This window comes from Mycobacterium sp. NPDC003323 (assembly GCF_053589535.1).
On the sequence record NZ_JBSFSB010000011.1, the window covers coordinates 1 to 20,410 of the forward strand.

The 20,410-nt window shown below is 67.9% G+C and carries 21 protein-coding genes and 1 pseudogene; 9 read left to right on the forward strand and 13 right to left on the reverse strand.

Features of this window, described 5'->3' with window-relative positions; all coding sequences use genetic code 11:
- Positions 1-90 precede the first annotated feature (90 nt).
- Positions 91-960 (forward strand): SDR family oxidoreductase, encoded by an 870-nt coding sequence (locus tag ACWDUN_RS21590; protein ID WP_449932053.1) that lies wholly within the window; start codon positions 91-93, stop codon positions 958-960.
- A 19-nt stretch (positions 961-979) separates the two neighbouring features.
- Complete coding sequence (locus ACWDUN_RS21595) at positions 980-3,067, forward strand: FUSC family protein (protein ID WP_449932054.1); 2,088 nt, start codon at positions 980-982, stop codon at positions 3,065-3,067.
- A gap of 76 nt (positions 3,068-3,143) precedes the next feature.
- Here the strand turns inward: ACWDUN_RS21595 and ACWDUN_RS21600 are convergent, their stop codons facing one another.
- From ACWDUN_RS21600 to ACWDUN_RS21620, 5 genes are read right to left on the reverse strand one after another with little or no spacing between them, the layout of a single operon-like run.
- Entirely contained in the window at positions 3,144-3,983 is an 840-nt protein-coding gene (locus tag ACWDUN_RS21600; protein WP_449932211.1) for a polysaccharide deacetylase family protein, read from the reverse strand.
- Positions 3,976-4,965, reverse strand: a complete 990-nt coding sequence (gene speB, locus ACWDUN_RS21605) for an agmatinase (protein WP_449932055.1) — start codon at positions 4,963-4,965, stop codon at positions 3,976-3,978. Before speB ends, ACWDUN_RS21600 begins: the two co-directional genes overlap by 8 nt.
- Positions 4,962-5,711 (reverse strand): SDR family NAD(P)-dependent oxidoreductase, encoded by a 750-nt coding sequence (locus ACWDUN_RS21610; protein WP_449932056.1) that lies wholly within the window; start codon positions 5,709-5,711, stop codon positions 4,962-4,964. Before ACWDUN_RS21610 ends, speB begins: the two co-directional genes overlap by 4 nt.
- Complete coding sequence (locus ACWDUN_RS21615; protein ID WP_449932057.1) at positions 5,708-6,409, reverse strand: SDR family NAD(P)-dependent oxidoreductase; 702 nt, start codon at positions 6,407-6,409, stop codon at positions 5,708-5,710. Before ACWDUN_RS21615 ends, ACWDUN_RS21610 begins: the two co-directional genes overlap by 4 nt.
- Positions 6,406-7,851: an amino acid permease gene (locus tag ACWDUN_RS21620; protein ID WP_449932058.1), complete on the reverse strand. Its 1,446-nt coding sequence runs from the start codon at positions 7,849-7,851 to the stop codon at positions 6,406-6,408. Before ACWDUN_RS21620 ends, ACWDUN_RS21615 begins: the two co-directional genes overlap by 4 nt.
- A gap of 142 nt (positions 7,852-7,993) precedes the next feature.
- Here ACWDUN_RS21620 and ACWDUN_RS21625 point away from each other — a divergent pair, with 142 nt between their 5' ends.
- Genes ACWDUN_RS21625 through ACWDUN_RS21635 form a run of 3 tightly spaced genes read left to right on the forward strand, consistent with a single transcriptional unit; the run spans position 7,994 to position 10,370 of the window.
- On the forward strand, positions 7,994-9,403 hold the full coding sequence (locus tag ACWDUN_RS21625) for a PucR family transcriptional regulator (RefSeq protein WP_449932059.1): 1,410 nt from the start codon (positions 7,994-7,996) through the stop codon (positions 9,401-9,403).
- Positions 9,404-9,423: 20 nt separating this feature from the next.
- A complete protein-coding gene (locus tag ACWDUN_RS21630) occupies positions 9,424-9,795 on the forward strand; it encodes a VOC family protein (protein ID WP_449932060.1) in 372 nt (123 codons plus the stop codon).
- A gap of 2 nt (positions 9,796-9,797) precedes the next feature.
- Positions 9,798-10,370, forward strand: a complete 573-nt coding sequence (locus tag ACWDUN_RS21635; RefSeq protein WP_449932061.1) for a TetR/AcrR family transcriptional regulator — start codon at positions 9,798-9,800, stop codon at positions 10,368-10,370.
- Positions 10,371-10,604: 234 nt separating this feature from the next.
- On the opposite strand, the gene ACWDUN_RS21640 is transcribed toward ACWDUN_RS21635, so the two are convergent.
- From ACWDUN_RS21640 to ACWDUN_RS21655, 4 genes are read right to left on the reverse strand one after another with little or no spacing between them, the layout of a single operon-like run.
- The gene (locus tag ACWDUN_RS21640; RefSeq protein WP_449932062.1) at positions 10,605-11,048 is read right to left on the reverse strand and encodes a DUF5078 domain-containing protein; all 444 of its coding nucleotides are present in this window, start codon (positions 11,046-11,048) and stop codon (positions 10,605-10,607) included.
- A gap of 5 nt (positions 11,049-11,053) precedes the next feature.
- A complete protein-coding gene (locus ACWDUN_RS21645; protein WP_449932063.1) occupies positions 11,054-11,401 on the reverse strand; it encodes a DUF732 domain-containing protein in 348 nt (115 codons plus the stop codon).
- Positions 11,401-14,319, reverse strand: coding sequence for an MMPL/RND family transporter (locus ACWDUN_RS21650; RefSeq protein ID WP_449932064.1), 2,919 nt, complete (start codon positions 14,317-14,319; stop codon positions 11,401-11,403). The genes ACWDUN_RS21645 and ACWDUN_RS21650 overlap by 1 nt, the downstream gene beginning before the upstream one ends.
- A complete protein-coding gene (locus ACWDUN_RS21655) occupies positions 14,316-14,744 on the reverse strand; it encodes an MmpS family transport accessory protein (RefSeq protein WP_449932065.1) in 429 nt (142 codons plus the stop codon). Before ACWDUN_RS21655 ends, ACWDUN_RS21650 begins: the two co-directional genes overlap by 4 nt.
- A gap of 172 nt (positions 14,745-14,916) precedes the next feature.
- Between ACWDUN_RS21655 and ACWDUN_RS21660 the strand changes: the two genes are divergently transcribed.
- Positions 14,917-15,546 (forward strand): TetR/AcrR family transcriptional regulator, encoded by a 630-nt coding sequence (locus ACWDUN_RS21660; protein WP_449932066.1) that lies wholly within the window; start codon positions 14,917-14,919, stop codon positions 15,544-15,546.
- On the opposite strand, the gene ACWDUN_RS21665 is transcribed toward ACWDUN_RS21660, so the two are convergent.
- From ACWDUN_RS21665 to ACWDUN_RS21675, 3 genes are read right to left on the reverse strand one after another with little or no spacing between them, the layout of a single operon-like run.
- A complete protein-coding gene (locus ACWDUN_RS21665) occupies positions 15,455-15,763 on the reverse strand; it encodes a DUF3349 domain-containing protein (protein ID WP_449932067.1) in 309 nt (102 codons plus the stop codon). The genes ACWDUN_RS21660 and ACWDUN_RS21665 overlap by 92 nt on opposite strands.
- 7 nt (positions 15,764-15,770) lie before the next feature.
- A complete protein-coding gene (locus ACWDUN_RS21670) occupies positions 15,771-16,055 on the reverse strand; it encodes a hypothetical protein (protein WP_449932068.1) in 285 nt (94 codons plus the stop codon).
- 27 nt (positions 16,056-16,082) lie between these two features.
- The gene (locus tag ACWDUN_RS21675) at positions 16,083-17,321 is read right to left on the reverse strand and encodes an anion permease (RefSeq protein WP_449932069.1); all 1,239 of its coding nucleotides are present in this window, start codon (positions 17,319-17,321) and stop codon (positions 16,083-16,085) included.
- A gap of 114 nt (positions 17,322-17,435) precedes the next feature.
- On the opposite strand from ACWDUN_RS21675, the pseudogene ACWDUN_RS21680 reads away from it, so the two are divergent.
- The 3 genes and pseudogenes from ACWDUN_RS21680 to ACWDUN_RS21690 all read left to right on the forward strand — a co-directional run.
- Positions 17,436-17,771, forward strand: a pseudogene (locus ACWDUN_RS21680) (DUF3349 domain-containing protein); the annotation flags it as partial.
- Between the two features lie 93 nt (positions 17,772-17,864).
- A complete protein-coding gene (menE, locus tag ACWDUN_RS21685; protein WP_449932212.1) occupies positions 17,865-18,980 on the forward strand; it encodes an o-succinylbenzoate--CoA ligase in 1,116 nt (371 codons plus the stop codon).
- Positions 18,958-19,584 carry a pyridoxamine 5'-phosphate oxidase family protein gene (locus ACWDUN_RS21690; RefSeq protein ID WP_449932213.1) on the forward strand — a complete coding sequence of 209 codons (627 nt, stop codon included), beginning with the start codon at positions 18,958-18,960 and terminating at the stop codon, positions 19,582-19,584. The genes menE and ACWDUN_RS21690 overlap by 23 nt, the downstream gene beginning before the upstream one ends.
- Here ACWDUN_RS21690 and ACWDUN_RS21695 read toward each other — a convergent pair.
- Entirely contained in the window at positions 19,578-20,402 is an 825-nt protein-coding gene (locus ACWDUN_RS21695; RefSeq protein WP_449932214.1) for a GNAT family N-acetyltransferase, read from the reverse strand. The genes ACWDUN_RS21690 and ACWDUN_RS21695 overlap by 7 nt on opposite strands.
- Positions 20,403-20,410: the final 8 nt, after the last annotated feature.

Below are 20,410 nucleotides of genomic sequence, written 5' to 3' on the forward strand. Positions count from 1 at the left end.
CCCCAGATTATTCTGTGCGGTGTTTTCGGTGAGGATACGTGCGGTAGGCGCACGTATCCTCACCGAAATCGCAGTCCCTAGACTGTCGCGGTGAGCAAGAACCCCCTGCGCCGTCTGGCCGACCAGGTCGTGCTGACCAGCATGCGGCCCCCGCTGACCGAATACCTGGGCCGCGGTCCCGAGGTCGAACTGCGCGGTAAGCGCATCCTCATCACCGGGGCCTCCTCCGGTATCGGCGAGGCGTCCGCGGTGAAGCTGGCCAAGCTGGGCGCCTCGGTGATCGTCGTCGCCCGCCGCGACGACCTGCTCAACACGGTGGCCGACCGAATCCGGGGCAACGGCGGTATCGCCGAGGCGATCACCGCCGACCTGTCCGACCTGGACGCCGTCGACGCGCTGGCCACCCAGGTGCTCGACAGCCACGGTGGCGTCGACATCCTGGTGAACAACGCCGGTCGTTCCATCCGGCGCCCGCTGCTGGAATCGCTCGATCGCTGGCACGATCTGGAACGCACCATGACGCTGAACTACTACGCGCCGCTGCGGCTGATGCGCGCGCTGGTGCCCGGCATGATCGAACGCGGTGACGGGCAGGTCATCAACGTCTCGACCTGGGGCGTGATGAACGAGTCCTCACCGCTGTTCGCGGCGTATCAGGCCTCCAAGGCGGCGCTGACGGCCATCAGCCGGGTCGCCGAAACCGAATGGTCGGGCAAGGGCGTGCACTCCACGACGCTGTACTACCCGCTGGTGAAGACCCCGATGATCGAGCCCACCAAGGAGTTCGTCGCGATGCCCGGGCTCTCGGCGGAGGAGGCGGCCGATTGGATGGTGACCGCGGCGCGCACCCGACCGGTGCGCATCGCCCCGCGGATGGCCGTGACGGCCAAGGCGATCGACAGCGTGGCACCCGGCCTGTTGGGCGTCATCATGAAGCGTGGCGTCGTCGAACCGTCGTAGTCGCCTACCATCGGCGTTCATGCTGACCCTGGACCGGATTCAGCAGAAGGACCCCGAATACGACGCGCTGCGTCGGGCCGTCCGGGCCGCCATCATCGTGCCCGTCGCCGCGGGCCTGAGCTTCCTGATCGCCGGCGATACGCAGGCGCCGATGTTCGCCATCTTCGGGTCGGTGGCACTGCTGATCATCACCGACTTCCCCGGCAACCGACCGGTCCGCGCGCTGGCCTATGCCGGGCTGGGCATCAACGGTGCCGTGCTGATCAGCATCGGCACCCTGGTCGCGCCGCATCCATGGCTGAGCGTCGCGCTGATGTTCATCCTCGGCGTCACCGTCATGTTCAGCGGGGTGCTCAGCGAAACCGTCGCCGCCGGGCAGCGCGCCACGCTGCTGACGTTCGTGCTGCCGGCCTGCACCCCACCCGGCCCGATCGACGAACGGTTGGCGGGCTGGCTCATCGCGCTGGCCGTGTGCGTGCCCGCGGCGCTGTTCCTGCTGCCGCCGCGCCACCACGACGATCTGCGCCGACACGCCGCCGGGGTGTGCCGCGCGCTGGCCGACTGTCTGGAGGGGGCCGCGCCGGTCAAGGACGTCAACCGGGCGATGAACGCGCTGTGGGCCAACTTCGTCAACGCGGACTTCCGTCCGGTCGCGTTGACCGCGGGCAGCCGGGCGCTGGTGCGCGTCGTCGACGACCTCGGCTGGCTGTCGGACCGGATCACCGATCGCACCGGCGCGACGCTGGGCGAGCTGAAACCACCCATCGTCGCCGTGCTGCGCGACTGCGCGGCGGTGCTGCGCATCCCCGACCCGCGGTTGCGCGCCGCCCGCGGCGCCGAATTGAATGCCGCGCTGACCGAGCTGCGGGCGATCGCCCAGGGCAGCTACCGCCAGGACATCGAGCAGATCCTGGCCGTCCCCGACGATGCCACCGCCGTCGAGGTCGGACGGGTCCTGTTGGGCCGGCGCACCTTCTCGGCCACCGTGGGCGTCACCGGACGCATCATCCGCAACGCCGCGCTGGCCGACGCCCGTCCGGTCTGGGCGCGCGTATTGGGCCGGCGGCTTCCCGAGACCGGTGCCGCGGACTGGGTGATGCCCGAGACCACCGCCGTCGCGGCCATCACCAAGGGGTTCCTGGCCACCCGGGCGGTGGTGCTGCGCAACAGCCTGCGCACCGGGTTGGGGCTGGCGCTGGCCGTCGGGGTCACCCACGTGTTCCCCGTCGAACACGGTTTCTGGGTGGTGCTGGGCGCGCTGTCGGTGTTGCGCAGCAGCGCCCTGACCACCGGCACCCGGGTGCTGCGTGCGGTTGCCGGCACCGTCCTCGGTTTCGCACTGGGCGTCGCGGTGATCGAACTGGTCGGTGTCGACCCGGTGGTCATGTGGATGCTGTTGCCGATGGTCGCCTTCGGCTCGGCCTACGTCCCCGAGGTGGCGTCGTTCATCGCCGGGCAGGCCGCGTTCACCATGATGGTGCTGATCATCTTCAACCTCATCCAACCCTCGGGCTGGGCGGTGGGACTCATCCGCGTCGAGGATGTGGTGGTCGGCGCGCTGGTCGGCGTCGCGGTGTCGGTGTTGCTGTGGCCACGCGGTGCGTCGGCGACGGTGTCCGCGGCGGTCGACGGTGCCCACGCCGCGGGCGCGGCACTGCTCAAAGCGGCGGTGTTGCGCGTGATCCGCGGGTCATCCGAGGCCGCCGACAACAAGGTGTTCACGCTCAGCCGCAGCGCACTGGAGGCCAGCCGCACCCTCGATGATGCTGTGCGCCAATATCTTTCGGAGAACGGCGGGCAGACCGATGTGCGTGCGCCGATCGTGCGGGCGTCCAACCGGGTGGTGCGGCTGCGGGCCGCCGCCGAGCTGGTGGCCGATGTGGTACCCCCACCGCTGGGCGTGTACCCGCGGGCCCGCGAGCTGCTCGAAGAGCATGCCGACCGAGTATGCGCCCAGGGTGCGGCGGGCGCGCCCATCAGTGACGATTTCGTGCTGGCGCTGCGGGCGGAGGCCGGTGACAACGAACTGTCGGTGTCCGCGGCGCTGCCGCTGCTGACCGTCGCGGCGCACCTGGGTGAGCTGGAGTTGCTGTATCCGCGGGGTTGAGCGTGCGCAAACTCCCTGCCTGCGAAGGCGTGTTGGGCAGCAGACACGCACGCTCGCCGGGGACAGGGGAACGGGTTCAGGGGCGGGTGATGCTGCGCGGCGGCAGGCCCAGCGAGCGCACGTGTTCGGCGATCGCACCCAGGCTGGTGGTCCAGACGTCGGTGTGCTCGACGACGTAGCGCATCAGATCGCCGAGTTCGGCAGCCCGTGAGGCCCGCCCGGTCAGGAACGGGTGATTGGTCAGCACCCAGCACGCACCCACCGCACGCAGCGCGTCGAACTCCAGCTGCCACAATTCGCGTGCCTTGCGCGGACTCTCGATGGTCCCGCTGTAGATATCCGGCAGGTAGCAGTACTGCTCCCAGTCGTCCAGCGCCCACTGGATCGGAATCTCCACCAGGGACCGCTGTCCGACGGCCAGCTCATACGGATGGTCGGCATCCATCAAGCTGGAGTCGTACAGGAAGCCGCGTTCGGCGAGCAATTCCGGTGTGCGCCAAGACAGATCCCACATCGGCGCGCGGTAACCGGCCGGGGTGACGCCGGCGACCTCGGCCAGCGCCTCCAGACCGCGGTCGATGGCCTCGATCTCCTCGTCCAGGGTCAGCGCGGTCGGCTGCTCGTGCAAATAGCCGTGATGGGCGATCTCGTGACCGGCCGTCACGATGGAGCGCACCGCCTCGGGATAGCGGTGCGCGGTATGGCCCGGCACGAAGAACGTCGACCGAATCTGGTGGCGTTCCAGCAGATCCAAGATTCGTGGGATCCCGACCAGCGGCCCATACGCCTGATGGCTCAGCACGCTCATCCGCGCGGCCACCGCCTCGTTGCCCCACAGCACCGCGGACTCGGCATCCACGTCGAAGGTGAACGCCGCGGCCGCGACCTTGCCCGCCGGCCAGGCCAAATCAGGCATCATCGGCCATCAGGGTGATCAGCTCATAGCCGATGTTGGCCGCGGCCACCGCCGTCACCTCACCGCTGTCATAGGCCGGCGCCACCTCGACCACGTCGGCACCAACGATCGGCAGCCCCCGCATGGCGCGCAGGATGGCCACCAGTTCCCGACTGGTCATGCCGCCGATCTCGGGTGTGCCGGTGCCCGGGGCGAAAGCCGGGTCCAGCACGTCGATATCGATGGACACGTAGACGGGGTGATCACCCACCCGGTCCCGGATGCGTTCGACGACGCCGTCGACGCCGATGCGGTCGATATCGCGGCAGTGCACCACGGTGAAGCCCAGGGCGGCATCGTCGAGCAGATCCGCCCTGTCGTACAGCGATCCGCGAATACCGATGTGCGCGGAGCGGTCCTTGACCAGCAGCCCCTGCTCCGAGGCGCGCCGGAACGGGGTGCCGTGTGTGCACGGGGCGCCGAAGTAGGTGTCCCAGGTGTCCAGGTGCGCGTCGAAATGCACCAGTGCGACGGGACCGTGCACGCGATTGACGGCCTGCAGCGCCGGCAGCGCGATGGTGTGGTCGCCACCGAGGATCAGCACCCGTTGTTGGGGGGTGCTCAACAGTTCGGAGATGCCCTCGCGCACCTGGTCGACCGCCGCCTCGATGTCGAAGGGGTTGGCCGCGATGTCGCCGGCGTCGACCACCTGCGCCTGTGCGAAGGGGCTGATGTCCAGTGCCGGGTTGTACGGCTTGAGCAGCCGGGACACCTGACGGATGGCGGCCGGGCCGAAGCGGGCGCCGGGCCGGTAGGTGACGCCGCTGTCGAACGGCACCCCCACCACGGCGATGTCGTAGCGGTCGACCTCGTGCCGCTGCGGCAGCCGGGCGAAGGTCGCCAGGCCCGCGTACCGCGGCACCTCCTGCGCGTTGACCTGCCCGATGTTTCCCGATGCCGACCGCACATGGCGTGCGTTGTCCACCTGCTCCCCTTCTGTCACGCTCTGCTCCTGGTCGATCCGCCGTTGCAGGCGATCACCTGACCGACGATGGCCGCCACCTCGAAATCGGCCAGCAATTCCACGGCGGCGGCGATCTCGTCCGATTGGCCGATGCGGCCCAACGGAATTCCCGCCGCGTACCGGGTCTGCACGGTCGCCAGATCGACTCCGGCGGCGTCGGCGTCGACCTGCAGTTGTGGGGTATCCGTGACCCCGGGGGCCACCGCGTTGACGATGATGCCCTCGGGCGCGAGCTCGCGACCCAGCCCCTTGACGAGCGCGATGAGCCCGGCCTTGGACGCGGCGTACGCGGTGGCCTCGGGCCAGCCGGTGACGCCCCACTCGCTGGCGATGACGACGATGCGGCCCTCGCCGCGGCGACGCAGGTGCGGCAGCACCGCCTGCACCAGGTGGAAGGTGCCGCCGAGGTTGGTATCCACGACGCGCCACCAGTCCTGTTCGTCGTGTTCGAGCAGCGGCGCCATCGTCATGTAGGCGTGGTTGGCCACCAGCACGTCCAGCCGCCCCGCCCGCTCGGCCACCGCGTCGGCGATGCGGACACACTCGGCCGGGTCGGACACGTCGCCGGGCACCGCGATCCCGCCGAGTTCGGCCGCCAGATCATCCAGTGCCGCGCCGGCGCGGATATCGTTGACGGCGACGGTCATTCCCGTCGCGGCCAGCCGCCGGGCGTGTGCGGCGCCCATCCCCTGCGCCGCGCCGGTGATCAGCGCGACCCTGCTCATATGACCGCTCCCGAGTTGACGTTGACGACATCACCGACGCTGAAAGTGGCGTCACACGTGAGGTATTCGATGCAGCGCGCGACCTCTACGGGTGTGGCGAGCCGGCGAAGCGGCAGCGTGTCCAGGTAGTTCCGTGCCCGCCAGGGCGAGTCGGCGGCCAGCAGCGGGGTGTCGGTGGGCCCGGGGGCGACGGCGTTGACCCGCACACCGGCCGAAGCGACCTCGGCGGCCAGGCTGCGGACCAGGCCGATGATCGCCCCCTTGGCCGCGACGTAGTGGGCCTCCTGATCACCGCCGCCGACCGCGAGCTCGCTGGCCACCGCGACCACGGAACCGTTTGCGGCGGAGAGCATATCGGGCAGACAGGCGCGCGCCGCATTGAACAGGCCACCCACATGCACCCGCAGCATCCTGCGCCAGGACTGCGCATCGATCTGATCGACCGTGGCCATCTCGTAGTAGCCCGCCGACGTGACCAGGGCCGCCACCGGCCCCAGCCGGTCGCGGATCTCCCCGACCGCGGCGGCCACCGCGGCGTGATCGCAAACATCTACCGCCACAGCATGATCGGCCTCGGCGCGACCGGACAGGTCCAGTGCTCCGATGCGGTAACCGCGCCGGCGCAGGGCCGCGGCGGCGGCCGCTCCGATACCGCTGGCGGCACCGGTCACGACGGCCACGGGTTCGGCGTCACTCATGGGCGTTCGGCGAGTTCGTCACGTGCCTCGATCTCCTCGATGACGGCAGCCTCGACGATACGGGATCGCACCGTCGCCAGGATCGCGGTGCCGAGCACCAGCAGCACGGCGATCCCGATCCAGACCGACCAGTCCAGGTAGCGCTGCTCGAAAGCCGCCCGCGGCCAGGCGATGTTGATGAACTGCAGAACGGCCCACACCACGGCGGCGGCCGCGACCGGCAGCGTCGCGCGACCCAGCGAGAAGTTGGCCGGCGTCCAGGCCCGGCGCACCAGCACCACCAGGAAGCCGATCAGCGGGAACAGGAACGCCAGATAGAAACCGCCGGCGGTGAAGTTGACCATCAGCGAGTAGATGTCACCGGCGACGATGCTCAGCAGGAACAGGGCGGCACCGACGACCGTGGTGACTCCGATCGCCACCACCGGGATCCGGGCCGGGCCGCGCAGCCGGGACAGCACGGCGGCGGCCGGCAGGGCACCGTCGCGGGCGTAGGCCCAGATGACCCGCGACGCCGAGGTCTGCAGCGCCAGGAAGCTGGCCAGGAACCCGATCACGAACATCACCTCGACGGGCCGAGCGATACCGTGACCCAGTGCGACGGTGAGGGTTTCGTACACCGGGTCGGCCACCGCGCCCTGCGCGACGGCGTCCAGGTCCGGGATGGCCAGGATGATCGCCAGGCTGGAGTACCCCACCACCAGCGCTATGAACACCAGCGAGAACAGCACCGCCTTGGGCAGATATCGCCGTGGTTCGTGCACCTCCTCGGCGATGGACCCGGCGCTCTCGAAGCCGACGAAGGACCAGCCGATGAACGCGACCGCCAGCAGGAACGGTCCGCTCAGGTAGGACCAGGCGTCCAGGTCGGGGCCGCCGCCGTCGAACAGCACCGACAGCGAGTTCTGCCGGTGGAACAGCAGCAGCCAGGTGCCCAGCACGACCGAGCCGATGACCTCGGCGATGATGCTGCCGACCATGAAGATCTTCAGCGCCTGCCGTCCGGCCAGGTTGACTGCGGTGCCGGCGAGCAGGATCGCCAGGGCGATGAGCGCCAGCGTCGTCCCGGACGGGTCCTCGACGCCGAAGATGTTGGCGGTGAACCCGGCGGCCCCGAGCGCGACGGTGGCCATCGCGATGACCAGCGTCCACATGTACGCCCAGCCGGCGAACCAGCCGTACGTGGTGCCCAGCAGCCGGCGTGACCACTGGTAGATCGATCCCTCCAGCGGCCAACGCGACACCAACATCGCGAACACCAGCGCGACCAGGAACTGACCGACGAACACAAGGGCGAAACCCCACCAGAAGCTGGGGCCGGCCGCCGACAGCGCCAGGCCGAAGATGCCGTAGAGCGCGACGATCGGCGAGATGAAGGCGAAGGCGAACGCGAACGCCGACCAGAGGGAGAATTCGCGGCGCAGTACCTGTGGCTGGTCCATGGACGAACTATCACGCCGATCACCACCGCGATGCCATCGTTCCCGGCGAAGACGCTGCGAACCCACCGCCACCCTGCGCGAGCGTTGGAGGATCGCACAATGAAACCCGGCGCAAATATGACGTCGACATTACGATCGACTCATGAACACCCCGGGCGGCGGCAAGGAGGCGGCCGCGCCGACCTTCCGCGACCTGCTCGAACGGTCCGGCCTGGGCCTGCAGGCCGATGAGGGGGCCGCGGCCCTGCTGCAGCGGCCGATCACCTGGTCGCACACCACCGAACTGCGCGACCCGTCGCGTTATCTGCGCGGCGGCGAGCTGGTGTGCACGGTCGGCATCAGCCTGCAGACCGCCGCGGACTGCGAGGACTTCGTCGCATCGTTGCACCGCGCCGACGTGGCCGGGATCTGCTTCGGGATCGGTGACGTCCACGACGTCACCCCGCCGGCTCTGGTCGATGCCTGCCGCCGGTGGGGGCTGCCGCTGCTGATCGCGCCGCCGGAGGTGCCGTTCGCCACCGTCAGCCGCTATATCGTCGACTTCCAGTTCGGCGGCGCCGTCGCCACCGCACGCGCCACCAACGCCCTTGTCCCCGAGCTGCTTTCCTCACAACGTCGCCGCGAGTCCGCCCGCGCGCTGCTGGACCGCGCCGGGCAGGTGCTGGGCTGCTACTTCCTGTTGGAACCGCCCGGTCATGCCGCCGACGGTGTGACGACATCGGTGGACGGTGTCGGGACGGTCGTATGGGTCGGCCGCGGTGACCCGCCCGAACCGGCCGTGTTGGACATCATCGCCCGGTTCCTGGCCGCTTCTCAGGGTGAGCGCGATATCGAGGCGGCGCTGGCCCGTGAGCGCGTCGGCCAGCTGCTTTCGCTGGTGGAACGACGGATGCTGCTGCCCGACGCGTTGGGCCAGTTGCTGGACTGGCCCGGCCTGGCCGCCGGTGACATCGACTGCTCGGCGTGGCCGGCCGGCGCGGGTGCGCTGCTGTCGATGGCCTTTCCCGATGCGCTGGTCGCGGACGCCCCCGAGGTGTGCCTGGTGTTGACCACCGGAGCCGATCGCCCCGCCGAGATCGCGGCCGAGCTGTCGATGCCGTCCGGACATGCGGCCGCGGCACCACTGACCGAGTTGGGCGCTTCGATCAGCCAGGCGCGCGTCGCATTGGATCTGGCCCGCCAGCGTGGCGGCAGCATCGGGCCGGATCAGCTGAGCACCTTCGGCAGCCTGCTGGAAGGGCTGCCGCCGAGCCGGCTTGCACCGTTCAAGATGCAACTCATCGATCCGCTGGAGGCGCTGGACCGCGACCGTGGCACCCAACACATCCGTACCCTGCGGGTGTTCCTGGCCGCCAACGGGTCGCTGATCGAGACGGCCCGCGAACTGTTCCTGCATACCAACACCGTGCGCCACCGGTTGGCCCGGATCACCCAGATCACCGGGCGCAACCCGCTGAACTTCGAGGACCAGGCGGCGTTCATTATCGGGCTGCGGGCGGCGGACCGAAGTCATATGTCCGGACCGGCGATCGGTGCGGCCGAATCGGCATGACGCGTGATAGACACGTTCGTATGGAGATCCTGGCCAGCCAGGTGCTGATACGGCCGGCCGATTACGCGCGGTCGGTGGAGTTCTATCGCGATCGCATCGGCCTGGCCATCGCCCGGGAATACGGTGGGGGCACGGTGTTCTACGCGGGGCAGTCGCTGATCGAGCTGGCCGGGCACGGGGCACCGTCGGCCGGCGGCGCGCTGTGGCTGCAGGTGCGCGATGTGTACGCCACCGAGACCGAACTGACCGGTCGCGGCGTGCCGATCGCACGGGCGGCCACCGAGGAACCCTGGGGGCTGCATGAGATGCACGTCACCGATCCCGACGGCGTCACCCTGATCTTCGTGCAGGTCCCCGACACCCATCCGCTGCGCCGGGACATCCGGGATTAGCCATGGCCAAGTCGGTACTGGGACGCGGGACGGCACGCGCTCGTGTGCTGGAGGCGGCGTTGACGCTGTTCGGTGAACACGGCGTCAGCGGCACCACCCTGCAGATGATCGCCGACAGCATCGGCGTCGGGAAGGCCTCGGTCTACTACCAGTTCCACTCCAAAGAGGACATCGTCATCGCCGCGGCGCAACCGATGTTCGACGATATGGCGCGGGTGGTGACGATCGCCGAAGCGGTGCCCGACGCGCACACCCGCCGCGAGATCACCATCAGCGGTTTCATCGAGTTCAGCGTGCGCCACCGCCGCCTGGCCGCGGTGCTGGCCGGTGATCCGGTGCTGGAGAGTCTGATTCGATCCCGCGAGGATCTGGCCGATATCGTCGACCGCTTCACCAACCTGCTGCTCGGTGACGGGCACAGCCCGGCCGGGCGGGTGATCATCTCGATGGTCACCAACGGCGTGTACGCCGCGGTCACCGATAAGGATCTGCAGGATGTCGGCGACGAGGAATTGCACCGCACTCTGCTGGCGGCCGCGCAGCAATTGCTGAGAACCACCGGGTATTTCGAGTAGCGGGCCTACCTGGCTTCAGCCTTCGGTGGCCGAGGGCACTCGAGACTGAACCGAGGTAGGAGATTCGCGGCGTAGAGCTCCCTGGATGCAGCGCGGTGCGGTCGACGACGTCGCGGCTGAACTCAGGTAGATACGGCCACTCACCGCTGCCGGCGGTCGCCGAGATCGACGAAAAGGCGTCATCCACTCGCACTTTCCCGCCCGTTTGTTCGTTTGGGCGGAAGGTGGGCGGGGTTACCAGGTCCAGACGGTGGGGTCGGCCGGCGGGTAGGTGGCGCAGTTCTTGGTGCCGTGCGCGACGACGCCCTTGTTGTTGAAGAACAACTTGGCCCAGTTCGGCCAGTTCCAGGCCAGCTGCTCGTAGAACGCGTTGGTGGCGGTGTCCTCGGAGTACTGGCGACGTCCGGCGTAATCCATCGAGAAGAACCAGGTGATCCGGTCGCGCGCCCACTTCTGCACCTCGGGCGACTTGTTCTTGTAGTCGATCATGTAGCGCTCGTAGTACACCGGGTTGGTGTCGCGCACGGCGGCCATGTACTGGTCGACGGTGCACGTGGTGCGCAGCATGTTGCTCGGGATGGGGTACTCGTCGGTGGCATCGGCCGACGCCGTGGCAGGCGACAGCGTCAGCGCCGTGACGGCGGCCAGCCCGGCGAGTGCAAACTTGGTACGGGACATGGCTTTCACTCCTCGGTCTCGGCGGCTCGGTACAGCAGGGGCGCCTGATCCGGGCAATAGGCCGGGATCGCGGCCCCGACGAACTGCCAGGCCTGTTCGGTGCTGGAACCGTTCTGCAACTGGTCGTGCACGAACTCGGCCGCGGCATAGGCGTCCTTGTCCAGGCCGTTGTGCAGTCGCTTGCACATGATCTTGGCGATCCAGGCGTTGAAGTCCTTCTGCCCGTAGATGCCGTAGGTGTGCAGCTGATCGGCGAATGCCTCGTCACGGTCGGCCTGGGCCACCGGGGCCGCCCCGAGCGCCAACGCCGCCGCACCGGCGGCCAGGGCCGCCCTCACCGTCGAATTCCTCATCACACCAACACATCCTGGGGTCGACGTTGAATCGGGGGCCACGGCTGCGGCTTGGGCCGCAACCGCACCTGCTGCGGCCACCAGAACCATTTGCCCATGAGCGCGGCGATCGACGGGGTCATGAAGGCGCGGATCACCAGAGTGTCGAACAACAGTCCCAGCCCGATGGTCGTGCCGACCTGACCCATGATGGTCAGGTCACTGACCGCCATGACCATCATGGTGAAGGCGAACACCATGCCGGCCGCGGTGACCGTCGATCCGCTACCGCCCATGGCCCGGATCATGCCGGTGTTCAGGCCGGCATGGATCTCCTCCTTGAGCCGCGACACCACCAGCAGGTTGTAGTCCGCACCGACGGCCAGCAGGATGATCACCGCCATCGGCAGCACCATCCAGTGCAACTCGATGCCGAGCAGGTGCTGCCACAACAGCACCGACACACCGAAGGATGCGCCCAGCGACAGCACCACGGTGCCCACGATGACGGCCGCGGCCACGATGGCCCGGGTGAGCAGCAGCATGATCAGGAAGATCAGGCAGATGGCGGCGATACCGGCGATCAGCAGGTCATACCGGGTGCCGTCGGCCATGTCCTTGAACGTCGACGCGGTGCCGCCCAGATAGATCGTCGAGCCCTCCAGCGGCGTGCCCTTGATGGCGTTCTTTGCCGCGGTCTTGATCGGTTCGATCTTCTCGATGCCCTCGGCGGACATCGGGTCGCCCTCGTGGTTGATCATGAACCGCACCGCGTGCCCATCCGGGGACAGGAACTGCTCCAAACCTCGTGCGAAGTCCGGGTTGTCGAACGCCTCTGCGGGCAGATAGAACGAATCATCGTTCATCGCGTCGTTGAAGGCCTTGCCCATCTCGGTGGAGGTCTCGCTCATGATGCGCTGCTGCTCCTGCATACCCGCCTGGGTCTGCTGCATCGTCAGCATCATCTCCTTCATGCTGACCATGGTCTGCTTCATCTCCGGCATGATCGCGATCATCTGCGGCATCAACTCGTTGAGCCGGTGCATCTGCGGCATCATCTCGTTCATGTCGGTGGTCATCACGTCCATGCCGTCGATGACGTCGAACACCGACCGCAGCGACCAGCACATCGGGATGTTGTAGCAGTGCGGTTCCCAGTAGAAGTAGTTGCGCATCGGTCGGAAGAAGTCGTCGAAATTGGCGATATTGTCGCGCAGCTCTTCGAGATTGAGCACCATGCCGTCCATCGACGTCACCATCTCATTGGTGGTGGCGGCCATCTGCTCGGTGATGGCCTGCATCCGGTCCATGTTCGCGATCGTGCGGTCCATGTCCGCGACCTGATTGGTCATATCGGCGGTGCGGTCTTGGTTGTACTTCTCGTTCAGCCGCTGCAGCGTGCTGTTCTGGCTGATCATGTACGGGATCGAAGTGTTCGCGATCGGCGTGCCGTCGGGTCGGGTGATGGTCTGCACCCGACCGATACCGTCGACCTGGAAGATCGCCTTGGCGATCTTCTCGATGACCAGGAAGTCGGCGGGGTTTCGCAGGTCGCGGTCGCTTTCGATCATCAGGATCTCGGGGTTGAGCCGGGCCGGTGAGAAGTGCCGCTCGGCCGCGGCGTAACCCTCGTTGGAGCTGATGTCGTCCGGCAGGTAGAGCCGGTCGTTGTAGCTGGTCTTGTAGCCCGGCAATGCCAGCAGGCCGATCAGTGAGACCGCGATGGTGGTGATCAGGATCGGGCCGGGCCAGCGCACCACCGCGGCACCGACCTTGCGCCAGCCACGAACGCGGTTGGCGCGCTTGGGATCCAGGAACCGTCCGCCGACGGTTATGATGGCCGGGCCGAACGTCATGGCCGTGACGATCAGCACCAGCATGCCCACCGCGAGCGGCACCCCGAGGGTCTGGAAGTACGGCAGTCGGGTGAAGCTCAGGCAGAACGTGGCGCCGGCGATGGTCAAGCCGGAGCCGACGATCACGTGGGCAGTGCCGCCGAACATGGTGTAGTAGGCCTGCTCGCGATCCTCACCGGCGCTTCTGGCCTCCTGATATCGGCCGATGAGGAAGATCGCGTAGTCGACCGAGATCGCGATGGCCAACGTGACCAGCAGGCCGGTGGCGAACGTGGAAAGCCCGATGATCTCGTAGTAACCGAGTGCGGCGACGGCGCCCCGCACGGTCAGCAGGCTGACGGCCACCATCACGATCATCAGCACCATCGTCATGACGGAGCGGAAGATGATGAGCAGCATGACGATGATGACCAGGAAGGTCAGCCCCTCGATCAGGCGCATGCTGCCGTGGCTGGCCTCGGTCTGCTCGGCCGTCATGGCCGCCGAACCGGTCACATACACGTCGACCCCTTCGGGGGCGGGCGTGCTCTCGACGATGTTCTTGACGGCCTCGATGGACTCCAGCGACAGCGCCTCGCCCTGGTTGCCCGCCAGGTTCGCCGACACGTAAACGGCCTTGCCGTCACCACTTTGGACGCCGGTGGCGGTCAGCGGATCACTCCACAGATCCTGGACGTGCTCGACGTGCTTGGTGTCGGCCTCCAGCTTGGCGATCAGCTCGGAGTAGTAGCGCCGGGTGTCCTCGCCGAGGGCTTCCTGGCCCTCCAGCACGATCATCACCGAGCTGTTGGATTCGTACTCCTGAAAGACGTCGCCGATGTGCTCGGTGGCGATGACCGCCGGCGCCTCTTCGGGGCTCATGGACACCGAACGCATCTCGCCGACGGCTTCCAGCTGCGGCACCACGACGTTCAGGACGACCGCGATGGCGATCCAGGCGAGGATGAAGGGCACCGACAGCTTGCGGAAAACCCGGGCGATGCGGCCGAAATGCGCTGTCTGATGCGGTGATTGAACCGCGATGGGCCCGGTCGGCGCGCCGGTATCGATGGGCGGCTCGCCGCCGTGGCGGGCCGCGCTCATGCGGACTTCACGATGCAGAAGGTCTGGACATTGGTCCCGGACTGGGTGCGCTCATCCTTGAGCTCACCGTCGACGAGTACCCGGCACCCCAGGAAGCTGGTCTTGCCCTGCGCGACGATATTGGCCGCGGCCGAGGGCTCGGTGGTCTGCAGCGTGATGGACCACGGCAGGATCGCGCCGTCCACCCGTTGCGGCTCGCCGGCCAGGTCCACGTAATTCACGTCCACCGCAGCCCCTTCCGGACCGAAGATCTCGTAGGTGACCACCTTCGGATCGAACGGCTCGGGATCGTTGGCGAAGTTCACCGGCGTCACCAGCGGCGGGTCGGAGGCGAAGATGCCGCGGATCCGATCCACGGCGAGACCTCCGATACCGATCACCACGACGATCACCAGCGGCAACCATGTCCGCTTGAGCAGCTGCATATTCCCGACGCCCTTCCGCAGTGCCGTGCAAAGCCCACCGATGACGCCCCACGCCATCGAACGCATTCAAGTTATACACTCGGACTACTTCAAACAAGCCAAGCGGCTAAGTGTGGCCCATCACATGTTTATACATGAGTGAGTCGTACAGCACAGTGAGAGAGGGCGCAGGGTGTCCGACCATCCCGGCACCGCGCGGGAGCGCGTGATCGACGCCGCCGTCGAGTTGTTCGCCGAGCACGGCGTGCAGGGCACCTCGCTGCGGATGATCGCCGACCGCCTCGGCGTCGCGAAAGGCGCTGTGTACTACCAGTTCCACTCCAAGGACGACCTCGTCCTGGCACTGCTGCGACCGATGTTCGACGGCATCGCCGCACTGGCCGACCGGTTGGCGGCTCTACCGCCGGGAGCCCGTCGCCAGCACGTCGCGGTCAGTGGTCTGGTCGACCTGGCCGTCGATCAGCGCCGGGCATCCTGCCTGCTGCGCCGCGACCCGGTGGTGGAGCAGATGATCGCCGAGAACGACGAACTGCGCGGTATCGCCGAACGCTTCAAGGCCCTGGTTCTCGGTCAGCACCCGGATGACGCGGCACGGGTGGCGCTGTCGGTGGCCGTCACCGGGCTCTATTTCTGCACGACGGATCCGGCGTTGCGCCACGTCCCGGACGCGCAACTGCGCGAGATCCTGCTGCGGCGCTCGCTGCTGTGCGTCAGCGTGCCGGTGCCGCCAACGGCCATCCCACCGATGCCAGCCGCGACGCAACCTGGTGCAGCTCTTCGGGATTCGGCTCCTTGTCGATGATCAGCTGGATGGCACCGCTGATCTCGGCCTCGGTCACCGGGCTGACACCGTCGCCGGAGCGCAGCACCGACTTGGCCGCCGCCACGACCTCTTCCTCGGTGAGGGAGCGCTTCAGCAGCGCCAGCAGCGCGAAATAGTCCGTCGGCGGGACACCCTCCGGATAACCGCGATGCAGCCAGTTCAGCACATTGTCCAGAACGCTCTTGCTCTCCGTCATCGCAGTCTCACTTCTCGGGCAGGAATGGGAACAGGTCGAATCCGGTGTGGTGGATGATGGTCGCCCGGGTGATCCACAGGACCGCGGTCAGGATCACCCATCCGACGAAGACGAACAGCGCGACACCGAGATACTTCAAGGCCGGGTTGGGCGCGGTGACGGTACCGTTGGCCTCGTCGCTTCCCGCGCCGCGTGAGTAGGCCACCAGGCCGAGGGCGAACACCGCGGGCAGGCCGGCCCCGAGCAGCAGACCGACACCGAGCACCTTGAGGATGCTCTCCAGATACATCATTTCCAGTTCCTTTGCGCTAGAGCCGGATCAGACCGCGGCGGTGGGCTTGGGGACATCACGCAGATCGGCCGGGACGACCGAGTTGGTGGAGGCATCCCAGTCGGCGTTGACATTGCTGTGGTCGACCTTCTGCTGCTGGGCGCGCCACCACATGTAACCGGACAGGCCGACCAGGATCAGGAAGATCAGGCCGTCACCGACGAGTGCGGACCCGGTGAGCGATTCGATGCCGTGCGACAACCAGAAGGACAGCGCCCCGACCACACCGGCGGCCGGCAGGGTGATCAGCCAGGCCACCGCCATCCGGCCGGCCACCGCCCAACGCACCTCCGCGCCCGGCTTGCCGACACCGCTACCCAGGATCGACCCGGTCGCCACGTGCGTGGTCGACAACGCCATACCCGCCGCGCTGGAGCTGAGAATGATTGCGGCCGAAGATGCCTCGGCGGCGAAACCCTGCGGCGACTCGATCTCGACCAGTCCCTTGCCCAGGGTCCGGATGACCCGCCAGCCCCCGAGGTAGGTGCCCAGACCGATGGCGACCGCGCAGCTGAAGATGATCCAGAACGGCAGGCCCTGCTCCTTGACGTCACCGGTCAGATGCCCGGTGGTGATGAGCGCCAGGGCGATCACACCCATGGTCTTCTGCGCGTCATTGGTGCCGTGCGACAGCGCCACCAGCGAGGCCGTGGCGATCTGACCCCAGCGGAAGCCCTCCCGGCGCCGCTTCTCGGCGACGTTGCGGGTCAGGCGATAGACCAGCCAGGTGCCGCAGGCGGCGACCAGGCAGGCGATGGCCGGTGCGGCGACCGCCGGGATGAGCACCTTTTGCGTCACCCCGGACCAGTTCACCCCCGCCAGTCCCAACGCAGCCAGACCGGCACCGATCAACCCGCCGAACAGTGCGTGCGAGGAACTCGACGGGATACCGAACAACCAGGTGAGCAGGTTCCACAGGATGCCGCCGATCAACCCGGCGAAGATGATCGTCAACCCGGTCGAGGCGTCGATACCCGCAAGCAGCTCACCGGATTTGGTGTCCTGAACCTTGAGCACCGAGGTGGTGACCGTCACCGCGACCTCCACCGACAGGAATGCGCCGATCAGATTCAGCACACCGGCCAGCAGCACCGCGGTCTTCGGCTTGAGCGCGCCGGTGGCGATCGAGGTGGCCATGGCATTACCGGTGTCGTGAAACCCGTTGGTGAAATCGAATGCCAGTGCCGTGACGATCAGCAGCACCAGAATGATCAGCTCCGCGCTCATGCCCCTCATCCTGAGACATCTCTCAGCATTTCGGGTAGTTATGCGGGCGGTGTTTGTGCGGTGGGAGCAGGCGCTTTGCCTGAACGGGCGGTTCTGTTCACCAAACGTTCATGTATGAGTCGTGCGTTGTTCCACGTCATCGGCGTCAGACGCACGACCGCGCGGAATCTGGCAGGCTTCGGATGCGTGAACGGATTCCTGGCGAGAATCGCGGCATGGCTGACCGCCGGTTACCCGGAGGGTGTTCCGGGCCCGGATCGGGTGCCCCTGTTGGCGTTGCTCACCCGGCGGTTGTCCAATGACGAGGTCCGCGCGGTGGCCCAGGATCTGATGGATCGCGGCGAATTCGACCACGTCGACATCGGCGTGCTGATCACCGGAATCACCGATGAACTGCCGCGCGCCGAGGACATCGAACGGGTGCGGTTGCGGCTGGCCGCCCAGGGTTGGCCGCTCGACGATCCGCGCGAGCAGCGCGATGGTGGGTCCGCCACCGCGATCCTGACCCCGCTGCCGGTCGGCACCGGCGAGGCGGCGGTGGCGATCCTGCCGGACCTGGAGGCCGCGCTGCGCGGAACATCCGCCGTGCTGCCGGTGCCCGCCGACGACAACCGCCAGAGTCGGTTGCTAATCGACGCGCTGCGCGCCGGTGAACCCATCGACGAGGACATCGCGGTCGTGGTGTCGACCTCGGGCACCACCGGAACACCGAAGGGCGCGTTGCTTTCCGCCGCGGCGTTGACCGCCAGCGCCGAGGCGACCCATCGGCGCCTCGGCGGGCCGGGGCGCTGGCTGCTGGCGCTGCCGGCCTATCACGTGGCGGGGCTGCAGGTGCTGGTCCGCAGTCTGGTGTCCGGGCAGGCTCCGGTCGCCGTGCCCGCGAATTTCGAACCGCATCAACTGGTGGCCGCGGTGAGCGAGATGGGCCCCGGGCGGCGCTACACCTCGCTGGTGGCCAACCAACTGGACAAGGCGCTCGCCGATCCCGCGGCCGCGGCGACGCTGGCCGAGTTCGACGCCGTGCTGATCGGCGGTGGCCCGCTGCCCGCCGGGGTGCGGGAGCGCGCCGCCGCCGCCGGTGTGCCGGTGGTGCGCACCTACGGTATGAGTGAGACCGCCGGCGGCTGCGTGTATGACGGTGTGCCGCTGGACGGTGTCACGGTTCGCATCGACGATGGCCGGGTGTGGCTGGGCGGGCCGACAGTCGCCTCGGGTTACCGCGACCCGGTGACCCCGGACCCGTTCGCCGAACCGGGCTGGTTTCGCACCGATGACTTTGGCGTGTTGGATGATTCGGGAACCCTGAGCATCCTCGGCCGGGTCGACGACGCGGTGAGCACCGGCGGTCTCACGGTGCTGCCGCAGCTCGTCGAGAATGCGCTGGCGAATCACCCTGCGATCGCCGAGTGCGCGGTCTTCGGTGTGCCCGATGCCCGGCTAGGTCAGCGGGTGGTCGCCGCCATCGTTCTCGCGGTCGGACACCCCGCGCCCGACGTGGCCGCGCTACGCGCCCACGTGAGCGCGACGCTGCCCGTCACCGCCGCCCCGCGGGAGCTGCACTTCATCGACCGGCTCCCCCGCCGCGGTATCGGCAAGCTCGATCGGCGCGCCCTGATCGAACGGTTCGCCAGGCATGATGGGACGGGTGAGCACAACTGAAGTGACGACGGCCGCACAGCTCCGCGAGATCGTCGGGCATCCACATCCGGTGGTGGCCAACAAGGTGGCCCCCAAGCTCGCCGACGTGCACCGCACCTGGCTGGCCAACTCACCGCTGTGTTTCGTGGCGACGACCGATGCCGACGGCCGGGTCGACGTGTCGCCGAAGGGCGATCCGCCCGGTTTCGTGCACATCATCGACGACTCGACGATCGCCATTCCGGAGCGCCCGGGCAACAAGCGGGTGGACGGGTACCTCAACGTCCTGCAGAACCCGCATGTCGGCACGCTGTTCGTCATCCCCGGCCGCGGTGACACCGTCCGGGTCAACGGGCGCGCCCGGATCGTCGCGGACGCAGATTATTTCGACGTCCTGACGGTGCAGGGTAAGCGGCCCATCCTGGCATTGGAGGTCACGGTCGAGGAGGTGTTCTTCCACTGCTCCAAGGCATTCCTGCGCTCGGATGCCTGGGCACCCGACACCTGGAACCCCGAATCGGTGCCCAGCACAGCGCAATTGGCGAAATCCTTCAAGGCCGAGCAGAGCCTGGAGGAACTGGAGGCCTACTACAGCGAGGACAACTACCGCAAGCACCTCTACTGAGCAGGCGCCTTGGCCAGCACCGCCCGCGAGTAGAGCAGGTGGAAGCCCTGACGCTGCACGTTCTGTTGTGACTTCGAGCCCGGTGCGGTCGTCACCACGGCGATCTCGGCGCCGGCGTCGGCCGCGTCGCGCAGACGGCACTCCAGCAGGGCGGTCTGCACCCCCAGGCGTCGATGAGCCGGTGCCGTCGCCGCCCCGGTCAGTTGCGCCACCCCGTCGGTCACCCGCAGGCTGCCACCGCCGGCGATCTCCCCGTCGCGCAGCGCCACATAGGGTTTCACGCCCGCGGTGGTGAAGTCACGCTCGGCCCGTTCGACGACATCGCGGGGGAACTCCTCGGGACTGGGCACGCCCTCGACGTCGGGATGGGCGAAGCCCTCGACCACCACGTCGACCCAGGCGTCCACCTCGTCGGCATGCGCGGGCCGAACGGTGATTCCCTCGGGCAGCGGCCGGGTCCGGTCGTCGACAACCCGGCCGAGCACGTCCTCGAAGGCCAGCACGTGATAGCCCCGCCCGGCGAGCAGTTCCAGGATCTGCGGGTCGGCCAGCGTGCTCAACTCCACCACGGTGGGTGCACCGCGGTCGGTGTTGGCGCGCTCGATCTCGTCGAACTGCGCGGTATCGGGCACACCGCCGAAGCCCAGGCCCGCCACCTTGTTGAACGGGGCGCCCGGTTCGGCGTACGCCGCGACACCACCGGCGACGGGCAACGCGAAACCGTCGGTGCCGCGGGCCACCGCAGCCCGTACCGCCGCGGTGATCAGCGCCGCCTCGGCGTGCTCGATGCGTCGCGCCAGATCGGTGCCACAAAACAGCATGTTCA